Raw genomic sequence first — 12,170 nt, forward strand, 5'->3', positions numbered from 1 at the left:
TCCACGGGCCGAATCCTGTCCTCGGCCGCGACGACTGTGCGCCTATGCGCCTACGAAGGGAAGACCCGCCGTGTGGAATCCGACGGAGCTGTGGCTGGAGGGCGCGGTCATGGCGGTCCTGCACGCCGCCGGGCCGGAGCAGGGCTATTGGGTCGAGGAGACCGGACTGCTCCATGACGACGGCAGCAGCAACTGGTGGCAGCTGATGCCCTTCGAGGGCGGCCGGGCGATCGTCATGGGCAAGGACCACGACCTGCCCGGAGACCTCTACGACGCACTGCCCCGGGCGCTCTCCGACGCGCCCGGCTGGCTCCGCGACGCTTGGCAGGACGACGCCGGGCCGCTGCGGAGCGCCGTCCGGGCCAGGGCACCGATCGGCTTCTTCTGCTGGGTGGACGAGCACGGAATCTGGGACGAGGTGCCCACGGACCCGGCGCAGGACGACGGCAGCGCCCTGGTGAGGGCTCCCTACAGCGAGTCCGGCGAGCGGCTCTTCGAGGACTGCACCGACACGGACAACCTGCGGGAGGCCTACCGCCTCGCCGATGCGGCGTTCGACGCGGCCCGCGCCGGCACGCTGGACGCCGAGGTCCTGCTGCCCGTCCTGCGCCGCGCCGATCCGGAGCGCGACCGCCCCTTCGACATCGAGGCGGCCCTCGCCGTCGCCGCCCGGGCGGGCCTCACCCCCGGCACCACCAGGCCCGCCCTGCCCGGTGCGACCCTGCCGCAGGAGGTGGGGTGACCCCCCATTCCCTGGCGTTCTACCTGGACGTCGTGATGTCGGGAACGGTGCTCGGAGCGAAGCCGACCGATGAACCCGACCGGGTGACCGGCAGGTTGGGAACGGAATTCGCGGAGAACCGGTCCGGACGTCACCACATGTGGCGGGACTACGGACTCGCGGAGTTCTTCTGGCAGCGGGAGTCCGGCGACGGCCCGTGGGCCGGGCACCACTTCACCCTGCAGGTGCACCGGCTCACGTACGGCGGAAAGGTCGTCAACGGGAAGATCCGGACCAGGTACGGACGGTTCGCCCGCCGACTGCGGTTCGCGAAACTGCAGCGGCTGCTGGAGAACCGCGGAACGGTGCTGCGGGAGATCCCGTCCGGTCAGGACCCCTGCTACCGCCTGTTCTGGAACCCCGCGTCATGGACGTGCGTCAGCGTGATCGGCGCGAAGGAGGAGTACCGGACGCCGGACGACCTGCGGGTCGGCGATGTGTACGGCATCACCGCGCCGATGACTCCCGACGAGGTGGCGTGGCGGACCGCGCGGTAGGGCCCGCGGTCCCGCGGTCGTAGGCCGCGACCGCGGCGCGGTCGACCTTGCCGTTGGTGTTGAGGGGGAGTTCGGCGAGGTGGGTGAAGGAGCCCGGGATCATGTAGACGGGCACCAGGCGGCGCAGGAAGCCGGTCAGTTCCGCGGCCGCGGTGGGCTCGCCGGAGTAGTAGGCGACCAGGACGGAGTCCTCGCCGGTCTCGCGGACCAGCGCGACCGCGTCCCGTACGGCGGGGTGGCGGGCCAACGCGGCGTCCACATCACCGAGTTCGACGCGCTGGCCGCGGACCTTGACCTGATGGTCGAGGCGGCTCAGGAACACCAGGGCGCCGTCCTCGACCCGGACCCGGTCACCGGTCCGGTACCAGTGGTCCCGGGTCAGCGGCGCGGTCCCGTCGTGGATCACGGCGCGGGTGCCCGGGCGCCACTCCAGGAACCGGCCGACGTTGTCGGCGGGGTCCAGGTAGCCGTCGAAGCGCTGGCTGCCGCGCAGGCAGAGTTCACCGGTCTCCGCGGGCACGCCCGCATCGTCGAGGACGACGTGCTCCAGGTGGTCCGGCACCCGGCCGATCGGCAGCGTCCCGTTGGAACCGGCCGGTCGCAGCGAGCTGCCGCTGCCCAGTTCGTGCGCCGTGGAGACGATCGCCACCTCGGTCGGGCCGTACAGGTTCCACAGCCGCGCGCCGGGCGCGGCCGCCGCCCACTGCTCGGCCTGCTCGCGAAGCAGCCGTTCGCCGCCGAACATCACCCCGGCCATGGTCGGCATCGAGTCCGGGACCAGCGCGTTCGTCCGGGCCGCGATGCTGCCGACGGACGGTACGCAGAACCAGCGGGTGATCCGCTTGGCGCTGACGAAGGCCGACGGGCGCACCACGTCGTTCGGCCGCGGGATCACCAGCGCCGCACCGACCGACCAGGTCGTGAACAGTTCGAGCACCGCCACGTCGAAGGAGAGCTCGACGTTCTGCGAGAGGCGGTCCTCGGGCCCAAAGCCGTGCTCCTCGACCAGCCACCGGAGGGTCGGCAGGACGTTGGCGTGCCGGATGGGGACGCCGCGCGGCCGGCCGGTCGAGCCGGAGGTGTAGAGGACGTAGGCGATGTCCTGGGCTGAGGTGGGTGCGGCGGGGGAGGAGGGCCCGTCCTCCGGACCGGGCGTGCGCAGCCGGGTCAGTTCGGCGGGGGTGAGGGTGAGCACGGGCGGCAGCGGCGTGCCGTCCTCCGCCGCCTGAGCGGTGAGGAGTCGGGCCGCCCGGGCGGAGTCCTCGTCGGTGACGATGACGTCCAGGTCCGTGGTGGCCGCGATGGCCAGGATGCGGGAGGCCGGGAAGGACGGGTTCAGCGGGACGACGGCCGCGCCGGCGCGCAGGGCCGCCAGATATCCGGCGTAGGCCGTCAGACTGCGGGCGGCCAGCAGGCCGACCTTGGCGGGGCGCCCGGTGCCGCGCTCCGCGGCCGCGGCGGTCAGCCGCTGCGCCAGACCGGCCGCCAGACGGTCCAGTTCGGCGTAGGTGAGGACCTCGTCCCGGACCTCCAGCGCGATCCGCTCCGGATACCGCTCGGCGCTCGCGGCGAACAGTCCGAAGAGGGTGGTGGCGAACGGGTGCGGCGTCGTGGCGGAGGGGGCGGCGCAGGTCATCGGAGGGTCCTGTTCGTCGGCCGGTGTGCCAAGGGGCAGGGCGGGGGCGGAAGGGGCGCGGCGGTGGTCACAGCAGCTCCTCGAGCGTCCGCCACACCTCGTCCCAGTGGTCCGTCAGATACATGTGGCCGCCGGGGAACTCCGCCGTCCGGAAGGCGGCCGAGGTGAACGCCGACCAGTCCAGCCACTCTTCGGCGGGCGCCAGATGGTCGGCGTCACCGCGGAGGGCGGTGAGCGGCAACGGCAGCGGGGTGAGCGTCGCGGGGGTGTAGTCGGCCAGCAGGTCCACGTCGGCCCGCATCGCCGGGAGCAGCAGCGAACGGGCCAGGGGGTCGGCGAAGATCTCGATCTCCCGGCCCGCGATGGCGGCGGCCTGGGCGGCCGCCACCTCGTCGTCGGGGTCGAGCCGCTCGGCCTGGCGGTGGCGCGGGCTGGTCGAACCGCTCACGACGAGGTGGTCCGGGAGCGGGCCCCCGGTCGCGACCAGGTGCTGGACGGCCTCGTACGCCAGGATCGCGCCGAAGCTGTGCCCGAAGACGACGAACGGCTCCTTGCCGGCCGCCGCCCGGAAACGCTCGGCGGTACCGGCCGCGGCCTCCGCCATCGTCCGGTAGAACGGCCGGTTGAACTCCTCCTCCCGGCCCGGCACCTGCACGGGCACCGCGCGCAGCACCTCGGACTCCCGGCGCCGCCAGGGACGGTAGACCCCGGCCCCCGCTCCGGCGTAGGGCAGGCACATCAGCGTGGTCGTCATGCGGGACCTTCCGGTACGAGGGGGTGCGGTGGGGCGGATGCGGGGGCCAGCAGGCCGAGTTGGGTACGGAACGCGTCCGTGAGGTCGGTCAGGCGGTGCGCCCAGGCACCGGTCGTCGGCGCCTGGACCACGCATTTCAGCGTTCCGTCGGGCAGCTCGCACACCTGGAGCTGGACCTCGGCGACCGCGCCCACCGGCGGGACGGGAACGGTGTGCATCCGCACCGGACCCGCCGGGTGCTCGACCCGGCGCCAGCTCTCGAAGGCGAACACCGCCTGGAACACCGGCATCCGGCGGCCCGCGACGGTGCGGGCGGCCCGCACGATCTCGTCGCAGGGCAGCGCGGAGCCCAGGATGGTCTCCCGGACCGACGCCCAGACCCGTCCGACCGCTCCGGGCGCGGACAGCTCCGGCATCCGGACCGGCACGGTGTTGATCAGACAGCCCAGTTCGTCCGCCTGCCCGGCGGAGCGGGCGACCACCGGAGTGCCCACGCAGAAGTCCGCACCCCCGGTGAGCCCGGCCAGCGCCCTGCCGTACGCGGCCAGCAGCACCACGAACGGCGAGCAGGCGCTGCGCCGGGCCTCGGCGCACACCGCCTGCCAGACCGTGGGCGGACAGGTGGTCCGCCGCTCGGCGAGGCCGGCCCGGGCCAGGGCTCGCTGGCCCGGCGCCGGCCCGTCGTCCGGCACCGGCAGGTCGGCCGCGCCGGCGAGCACGGTCCGCCAGTGCGCGGCGAGTTCGGTGCGCTGCGCGGCAGCGGGCTCCACGGGCACCGGCCGCTCCCGCACCGGCAGTTCGGGCGCCCGCCCCTCGGCGGCCAGGCCGTACGCGCGGGCCAGATCGGTGGCGAACACCTCCTGGGAGAGACCGTCGAAGGCGATGTGATGGACGGCGAGGAAGACCGTGGCGCCCTCGTCGTCGGGGGCGACCGCGGCGCGGTGGACCCGGCCCGCCGCGATGTCGAAGGTGTCCGCCCCGAGCAGCGCGGCCGCCGCGTCCGCGAACCTGGTGCCCGCGGGGAGACGCAGCGGGGGCTCGGCGACCGGCTCCGCGAGGACGGTCCGCACCACCTGCCCCCGCTCGATGACGAAGGCGGTGCGCAGTGACTCGTGGCGGCGGGCCACGGCGGACAGCGCCGCGTCGAGCGCGGACGGCTCCACCGGGCCGTCGGCACGGACCTCGGCGAGCACCCAGTTGGCGGGGCTCGCCGGGGCGATCTGCTCACCCAGCCAGAACTGCCGCTCCAGCGCGGAGGCCGGCTGCACCCGCAGCGCGGTGCGCTCAGTCACGGGCCAGCTCCTTGTCCGCGCCCGCCGCACCGTCATCGTCCCCGGTGCCGTCCGGCGGGGTCAGGTTGTCCATCTCCCGCAGCGCACGGTTCCGCAGCGAGACCAGCACCAGCACCACGTAGGTCGCGCCGAAGGCCAGCAGGGTCCAGCGCAGCCCGATGCCGTGGATCGCCCAGCCGGCCACCAGGATGCCGACCGGCGCGGCACTCATCGCGACGGCCGAGGTCAGCGCGAAGACCCGGCCGAACAGGGCCTGCGGCACCTTGTTGAGCATCACCGTCGACAGCACCGGGTTGAGCGGTCCGGCGGCCAGCCCCAGCAGGAACGAGATCGCGATGGACAGCACCGCGCCCGGCTGCCCGCCGAGGGCCAACCGCAGTCCGCCGATGACCAGGAAACAGCCCAGCAGCGTCCAACGGCGGCTGGTCAGCAGCCGCTTGCTGGCCGGGCCGTAGAGGAACGTGCCGGCCACCGCGCCGCAGCCGGAGGCGGCCACCAGCCAGCCGAGGTACTGACCGCCGCCCAGCACCTGGTCCGAGTAGACCGGCAGGATGACCGGCGTGAAGGCGTCGTCGAGGAAGTTGGTGACGAACACGAACGAGGTCATCGCGCCGATCACCGGCAGCTGCTTGACCAGCCGCAGGCCCTCGGTGAGCTGCCGCACGAAGCCCTGCCGCTCGGCGGCCGGAGCCACCGGCCCGCCCGGCACGGCGACGCCGATCAGCAGCGCGGAGAGCAGGAAGGTCGCGGAGTCCACGTACATGCCGATCACCGGGCCGGACACGGCCGCGAGCAGACCGCCGAGCGGCGCCCCGACCAGCAGACCGAGCCGCGGGGCGCCCTGCATCCAGGAGTTGGCGCTCTCCAGCCGCACCCCGCCGCGGTCGGCGAGCCCCTTGAGCAGGCTCTGCCGGGCCGCACCGGTCGGTGTCGAGCCCAGACTGCGCACGAACAGCAGACCCATCAGCACCGGCAGGGCGAGCCCCACCGTGTCGTTGAGCAGCGGGATCAGCCCGATGACGGTGCCCGCGAGCAGATCGCAGAGCACGCTCATCCGCTTGCCGCCGATGCGGTCGATCCAGACCCCGCCGACCGCGCCCGCGAAGATCAGCGGCAGCGTGTTGGCGAAACCAGCCAGGCCGGTCGAGACGGAACTGCCGGTGACGCCGAGCACGTACAGCGGGATGGTCACCACCGTCACCGCATTGCCGAACGACGACAGGTAGTGGGCCAGCAGCAGGACCACCAGCGGCCGGCGTTCGCGCACCGTGGTCGTGGGCCCGGGGGGCGAGGTCATCGAATCTCCTGTTCCGCACGGCGGGTGCTGGCGAAGAGCTGCTCCAGGTACTCCTCCGAGACCCCGGCCCGCCCGGGGACCTCGGAGTCCGGGATGCCGGCCGGTGCCAGCGGGTTGCCGCGTTGCCGCAGCAGCTCGGTGAGGGCGGAGAGGGTGGTGTGCTCGGTGATGTCCCGGGGCCCGGCGGTGAAGCCCCGCGCCGTCAGCAGCCGGGCGAGGCGCACGGCCAGCAGCGGCGTGCCACCACGGTCGGCGAACGCGTCCTGCGGGTCCGCGGTGGGCACGTCCAGCGCCTCGCACCACGCCGCGGCCACCAGTTCGGCGGCGCGCCCGGCCGGGCTGGCGAGCGGAGTGTCGGGCGAGGTGGCGAAGACCTCGACCAACTGCAGCAGCCGCCGCGCGAGCCGGTCGATGGTCTCCGGCTCGAAGAGCGCGGTCCGGTACTCGAACCGCCCGTAGACCAGGTCGCCCAGATGCCACCAGGCGACCGTCGCGTCCATCGAGGAGATCCCCTCGGGCACCGCGTTGGCGTAGACGGTGGCGCCGGGCACCGAGTAGGACACCGTCTCGGCGAGGTCGAGATGGACGAGCATGGTGCGCAGCAGCGGATAGCTGTGCACGGACCGCTCGGGGGCCACCGCCCGTACGATCTCGCCGAACGGCGTCTCGTGGTGCTCCGCGACGGCGGCACCGGCGGCCTGGGTGGCGGCCATGAAATCGTGCGGGGTCGGATTCTCGGGCAGCCGGATCCGCAGCGGCACGTTGGTCAGCAGGAAGCCCACCAGGTCCTGGACGGCCGGCTCGCCGCGGGTCACGCTGGGCACCCCGAGGAGGACGTCCCGCTCCCCGCTCTCCTCGTACAGCAGCGCCGCGTAGACGGCGGCCATCGCGTTGGCGACCGTGCTGCGGGCCTGCTTGGCGCGGGCGATGAAGGCCGCCGCGATCCCCTTGTCCAGGACGAAGTTGTACTGCCGCCCGGCGCGGTCCTCGGTCTCGGGGGAGTGGTCGTACGGCAGCAGCGGCCGGTCCGGGAGGTCCGCCAGGTAGCTGCGCCAGAAGGCCCGGTGGCGTTCGCCGTGCTCGCTGTCGAAGTACTCCCGCTGCCACTGCGCATAGTCCCCGAACTGCACGGGGAGATCGGGGAGTTGGGGCTCGCGGCCCTCTCGGACCGCCCGGTAGACCTCCAGCAGCTCGCTGTTGAGCCGTACGTAGGACCACTGGTCGGTGAAGGAGTGCGGCATGGTCTGCACGATCTGGTGGTCGCCGCCGCCGAGGTCGGCCACCCCGATCCGCAGCACCGGGTCGCGGGCGAGGTCGAACGGGCGCCGGACCTGCTCCCGGATGAACTCCGCCCGGCGCCGCTCCCGTTCACCGTCCGGCCCGGCCGACCGGTCGGCGAAGGTCAGGTCGGCGCCGCGGTCCGGGTGCAGCCGCAGCACCGGCCGGGTGCCGTCCGTCTCGATGGCCGAGCGCAGCAGCTCGTGCCGGCCCACCACGACGGCCACCGCCTCGGTGAAGGCCCGCCGGTCGAACTCCCCGAGGAAGCGCAGCCCGAACCCCAGGGTGTAGGTGGTGGTGCCGGGGTAGAGCTGGTCGAGGATCCACAGCCGTTCCTGGTCCATGCCGACCGGGAAGGTGTCGCGCGGCCCGGGCCGGGGCCGGAGCGGGCGCTTGCCGGAGCGCTGCTGCGACAGCTTGGCCAGGAGGGCGGCGCGCTTCTCGGGAGCCAGTCCGGCGAGCCGGGCCGCGAGCGCCGACTCCGCCCCGCTCATCGGGCACGCTCCGCGGGGAGGCAGCCGAACAGGGCGGGCAGCGCGGCCAGTACGTCCTCGGTGGGCAGCCCGAAGTCCACCAGGAAGCCGACCTCGTCGGCGCCCGCGGTACGCAGCAGACCGAGCACCTCCGCGGCCTTGCCCGGCGGGCCGAGCAGCGAGGGGCCCTGCAGGAAGTTGAGGTAGGCGCTCTCCAGCAGCACCTTCTCGTCCTCGCCCGGTGCGGTCGTCTGACTCCGGTAGGCGCGCAGATAGCCGTGCATCGCGGGGCGCAGATGGTCCTCCAGATCGGGCCGGTCGCTGACGTAGGCATGCACCATGACCACCACATCACCCTCTCCCGCATGCCCGGCCTGCCGCCAGGCCGCGCGGTAGCGCGCGATGTTCTCCCGCAGCACCGGCAGCGTCTGGCCGAGCAGCGCGGTCATCACGCCGCAGCCGGCCCGCGCGGCGGCCTCGAAGGTCTCGGCGTTGCCGGCCGACGTCAGCCAGACCGGGAGCTCCGGCTGCACCGGGCGGGGGCCGGTACGGACCTCGGCCGTGCCGCCCGCCGTGGTGGGATGGGAGAGCGCCTCGCCCCGCCAGTGCGCCCGCACCTGCTCGATGATCCGCAGCGTGTCCGCGCGCCGCCCGGCGTAGTCCGTACGGGCCAGCACGAAGTCGTCGGGGTGCCAGCCGCTGGCGAACGAGATACCGGCCCGGCCGTCCGACAGGTTGTCGACCACCGCCCAGTCCTCGGCGATCCGGGCCGGGTGGTGCAGCGGCGCGGCCACGCTGCCGGCCCGGATCCGCAGCCGCTCGGTGCGCACGGCGACCGCGGCGGCCAGCACCGCCGGGTTCGGCGAGTGCCCGCCGAAGTCCACGAAGTGCCGTTCCGGCAGCCAGACGGCGTGCAGCCCGGCCGCGTCCGCCTGCTCCGCCGCGTCGAGGACGAAGCGGTAGTACTCGCGCGCCGGGACCGCGTCCGCGCTGGCGAAGAAGTACAGGCTCTGCCGGGCGGGCGCGCCGCCCGCCGCCCCGTCCGCGGACGGGGTGCCGGTACGGGCGGCCCGCTGCCGCATCTGCCGGCCGAGGACGCGGCGCTGTTCCGGCGTCAGGGCCGCCAGCCGCTCGGAGAGGTCGCTCACTGCGCACCCTCGATCTCGTCGAGCAGCCGCAGGAGTTCGGCGTCGTCCCGGCCGGCGGCGAGCTCCTCGGCACGGCGGATGAAGGAGCCGAGGTCGGAGTGCTCGTAGAGGTCGCCGAGCGCGACGCCGAGCAGCAGCGTGTCGTTGACCACCGTGAGCAGCTGCGCGGCCTGCAGCGACGTTCCGCCGAGGGTGAAGAAGTTGTCCGACGGGCCGAGCGGTTCGCCGCCGAACGCCTCCTGCCAGATGGCGGTGATCGTCGTGGCGAGATCGCTGCTGTCCGCCGCGGTGTCCTCCGCCGCCGGCGGAGCCGACGGTTCCTGCGGCGGTCCGGGCTCGCGGAGGGCCGCGGCGGTCGCGGCGGGCCGTTCGTGGGGCAGCGCCCCCGGGGTCGCCTCGATCCAGTGCCGGGTGTTCGCGAACGGGTAACGCGGCAGCGGAAGGGGGGAGGTGACGAGGGGCACGTCGAAGTCGACCGGGCAGCCGGCCGCCCAGAGACGCGCCAGCGCGTCCTCGTGCGCCGCTGCCTCGTCCGCCCCGGAGTGCCCGAGCAGCTCGATGATGCTCGGCGGGTGCACGAGGCCCAGCAGGCGGGCGGTCTGCCGCACGGGGTTGGTCAGCGCCCGGCCGCCGTGGATGCCGACGACCGCGGCGGGGCGGCCGGCCAGCAGCGTCCGGACACCGTCGGCCAGCCGCACGGTCCCGCGCAACTGCCCTGCCCAGTAAGCGGGGTCGGTGGCCTCCTCGGCGCTGAGCTCCGCGCCGGTGCGGTTGGAGATGACGGTCAGCCGCGGCGCCGACAGCGGCACGGTGGCGAGGAACTCCCCGAACCGGGCGGCGGCCTCCTCCATCGCGCGGGAGTGGAAGGCGTGCGCGGTCTCCAGCCGGCGCGCAGTGAGCCCGCGCGCGGCGCAGCGCCGCTCCAGCTCGGCGACCGTGTCCAGGTCGCCGCCGAGCACCGTCGTCTCGGGGCCGTTGACACCGCAGACATCGGCGGGCAGCCCGGCGGCGAGGTCGCGGGCGGCCTCCTCGTCCAGCGGGACCGCGAGCATCGCCCCGGCCGGGGCCCGGCTCATCAGCTCCCCGCGCCGTACGACGGCCGCCGCCGCGTCCTCGACGCCGAACACCCCGGCGTACGCGGCCGCGGTCAGCTCGCCGACGCTGTGGCCGAGCAGCGTCGCCGGCCGTACGCCCCGGCGTTCCAGCCGCCGCAGGTGCGCCAGACCGACCACGAAGAGCAGCGGCTGCACCACCGCGGTGTCCAGCAGCCGCGGGTCGTCGCCCGCCCATGTCTCGAAGCCGCGCAGATCGGGACCGCCGGCCCGCAGCACGGCGGCGGACAACCGGTCGAGGTCCGCGCCGAAACGGGGGTCGTCGGCGGCCGACGCACCGGTACCGGTCAGGCGGATGCCCTGTCCGGGCAGCATCACGGCGACCGGGGCGTCCGCCACGGCCGGTGGCGTGTCGGCCCGCTTCGCGGTCTCCAGCAGCCACTGCCGCAGCCGTTCGCGGGCGGCGGCCGGGTCGGTGGGCAGGGCGACGGCGGCCCGGTGGGCGAGTTGCCGCCGGCCGTGCCACAGCGTGCCGAGCACGCCGGGGAGGGCGGCCCGCGCGCCGGGGCCGTCGAGCCAGCCGGCCAGGTCCGCGGCCTTGTCGCGCAGGGCCTGCGGGGTCGCGGCGGAGAGCACGGCGACCGGGGGCCGGACGTCCGGGACGGGAGTGGGTTCCGGGACCGGGTCGGCCGGGGCGACGATCACATGCGCGTTGGTGCCGCCGAAGCCGAAGGAGCTGACCGCGGCCCGGCGCGGGACCTCGGCGCTCCAGGTCGCGGCCGTCCGCGGCAGGAAGAACCGGTCCGCGCCGAGGTCCGCGTCCGGGCCGTCGCCCGGCTGGGAGGCGACCGGCAGCAGCATGTCGTGCTGGAGCGCCAGCACCGTCTTGATCAGGCCGAGCACCCCGGCCGCGCTGTCGGTGTGCCCGATGTTCGGTTTCACCGTGCCGATGGCGCAGCGGGGGGTGGCGGTGCCGGTGCCGTAGACCTCGGCCAGCGCCGCCAGTTCGACCTGGTCGCCGAGGACGGTCCCGGTGCCGTGCGCCTCGATGTAGCCGATGTCCGCGGGGGAGAGCCCGGAGACCTCCAGGGCCTCGCGGAGCACCTCGGCCTGGCCCCGCGGGCTGGGCGCGGTCATGCCCATCCGGTCGGCGCCGTCGTTGTTGACCGCACTGCCGACGATGTGCGCACGGGCCCGGCCGGGCCCGCCGGCGAGCTCGGCCGACCGGCGCAGCACCACGATCCCCGCGCCGCTCGACGGGACCGTGCCCCGGCTGCCCACGGTGAAGCTGCGGCAGCGGCCGTCGGGCGCGTAGATGCCGCCCTCGGGCCCGTCGTGCTCGGGCCGTTCGACCGGGAAGACGGTGATCCCGCCCGCGATCGCCACATCGCATTCGTAGGTGAGCAGGCTGCGCACCGCCTGATGGACGGCGACCAGGGAGGTGGAGCAGGCGGTCTGCACGGTCATGCTCGGGCCGGTGAAGCCGAGCCGGTAGGAGAGCGCGGTGGCGAGGAAGTCACGGGAGTTGCCGAGCATGATCTGCTCGGTGCCGTGGGCCCGCACGGTCCGCTCGTCCGGCAGGACGTTGCGGTGCAGGTAGATGTCGGGGCCGCCACCGATGAAGACGCCGACCCGGTTGCCGGCGCGCGTGGTGTCGAGGCAGGCGTCCTCCATGGCCTCCCAGACCAGTTCGGCGATCACCCGGTGCTGGGGGTCGGTGAGCGCCGCGTGGGCGGGCGCCATGCCGAACAGCTCGGCGTCGAACTCGGCGAACCGGTCGATCTGCCCGCTGAGCAGTCGGCCGTTCCCGGTCCGTTCCCCCCTGGCCGCGGGCAGCGCGACCTCACCCCCGGCGAGTCGGGAGAGGAAGGTCTCCGGGTCCGATGCGCCGGGGGCCCGCAGGGACAGCCCCACCACGGCCACGGCATTGTCCAGCTCCGTCATGCCGGTTCTCCTTCCATC

At 74.4% G+C, this 12,170-nt stretch carries 9 protein-coding genes; 2 read left to right on the forward strand and 7 right to left on the reverse strand.

Annotated elements, in window-relative coordinates:
* Positions 1–70: 70 nt before the first annotated feature.
* Both IG62_RS0100665 and IG62_RS0100670 read left to right on the forward strand, forming a co-directional pair.
* The gene (locus IG62_RS0100665) at positions 71–742 is read left to right on the forward strand and encodes a hypothetical protein (RefSeq protein WP_030796177.1); all 672 of its coding nucleotides are present in this window, start codon (positions 71–73) and stop codon (positions 740–742) included.
* Positions 739–1,278, forward strand: coding sequence for a hypothetical protein (locus IG62_RS0100670; protein ID WP_030796179.1), 540 nt, complete (start codon positions 739–741; stop codon positions 1,276–1,278). Before IG62_RS0100665 ends, IG62_RS0100670 begins: the two co-directional genes overlap by 4 nt.
* Here IG62_RS0100670 and IG62_RS0100675 read toward each other — a convergent pair.
* The 7 genes from IG62_RS0100675 to IG62_RS0100705 form a co-directional block, all read right to left on the reverse strand.
* Complete coding sequence (locus tag IG62_RS0100675) at positions 1,229–2,914, reverse strand: amino acid adenylation domain-containing protein (RefSeq protein WP_051797351.1); 1,686 nt, start codon at positions 2,912–2,914, stop codon at positions 1,229–1,231. The two genes, IG62_RS0100670 and IG62_RS0100675, sit on opposite strands and share 50 nt — an antisense overlap.
* A gap of 67 nt (positions 2,915–2,981) precedes the next feature.
* Positions 2,982–3,668 (reverse strand): thioesterase II family protein, encoded by a 687-nt coding sequence (locus IG62_RS0100680; protein ID WP_030796183.1) that lies wholly within the window; start codon positions 3,666–3,668, stop codon positions 2,982–2,984.
* Positions 3,665–4,960, reverse strand: coding sequence for a condensation domain-containing protein (locus IG62_RS0100685; protein ID WP_030796185.1), 1,296 nt, complete (start codon positions 4,958–4,960; stop codon positions 3,665–3,667). Before IG62_RS0100685 ends, IG62_RS0100680 begins: the two co-directional genes overlap by 4 nt.
* Positions 4,953–6,257, reverse strand: a complete 1,305-nt coding sequence (locus IG62_RS0100690) for an MFS transporter (protein WP_051797352.1) — start codon at positions 6,255–6,257, stop codon at positions 4,953–4,955. Before IG62_RS0100690 ends, IG62_RS0100685 begins: the two co-directional genes overlap by 8 nt.
* Entirely contained in the window at positions 6,254–8,029 is a 1,776-nt protein-coding gene (locus tag IG62_RS0100695) for a condensation domain-containing protein (protein ID WP_030796189.1), read from the reverse strand. The genes IG62_RS0100690 and IG62_RS0100695 overlap by 4 nt, the downstream gene beginning before the upstream one ends.
* Positions 8,026–9,156 (reverse strand): MupA/Atu3671 family FMN-dependent luciferase-like monooxygenase, encoded by a 1,131-nt coding sequence (locus IG62_RS0100700; RefSeq protein ID WP_051797354.1) that lies wholly within the window; start codon positions 9,154–9,156, stop codon positions 8,026–8,028. Before IG62_RS0100700 ends, IG62_RS0100695 begins: the two co-directional genes overlap by 4 nt.
* Positions 9,153–12,152: a type I polyketide synthase gene (locus IG62_RS0100705; protein WP_051797356.1), complete on the reverse strand. Its 3,000-nt coding sequence runs from the start codon at positions 12,150–12,152 to the stop codon at positions 9,153–9,155. Before IG62_RS0100705 ends, IG62_RS0100700 begins: the two co-directional genes overlap by 4 nt.
* Between the last annotated feature and the right edge of the window lie 18 nt (positions 12,153–12,170).

Source organism: Streptomyces sp. NRRL S-337 (assembly GCF_000720175.1).
Lineage (GTDB): Bacteria > Actinomycetota > Actinomycetes > Streptomycetales > Streptomycetaceae > Streptomyces > Streptomyces siderophoricus.

Coding starts and splice junctions, on each gene's coding strand:
- IG62_RS0100675 (WP_051797351.1), bottom strand. CDS start 2,914: ATGACCTGCGCCGCCCCCTCCGCCACGACGCCGCACCCGTTCGCCACC.
- IG62_RS0100680 (WP_030796183.1), bottom strand. CDS start 3,668: ATGACGACCACGCTGATGTGCCTGCCCTACGCCGGAGCGGGGGCCGGG.
- IG62_RS0100690 (WP_051797352.1), bottom strand. CDS start 6,257: ATGACCTCGCCCCCCGGGCCCACGACCACGGTGCGCGAACGCCGGCCG.
- IG62_RS0100695 (WP_030796189.1), bottom strand. CDS start 8,029: ATGAGCGGGGCGGAGTCGGCGCTCGCGGCCCGGCTCGCCGGACTGGCT.
- IG62_RS0100705 (WP_051797356.1), bottom strand. CDS start 12,152: ATGACGGAGCTGGACAATGCCGTGGCCGTGGTGGGGCTGTCCCTGCGG.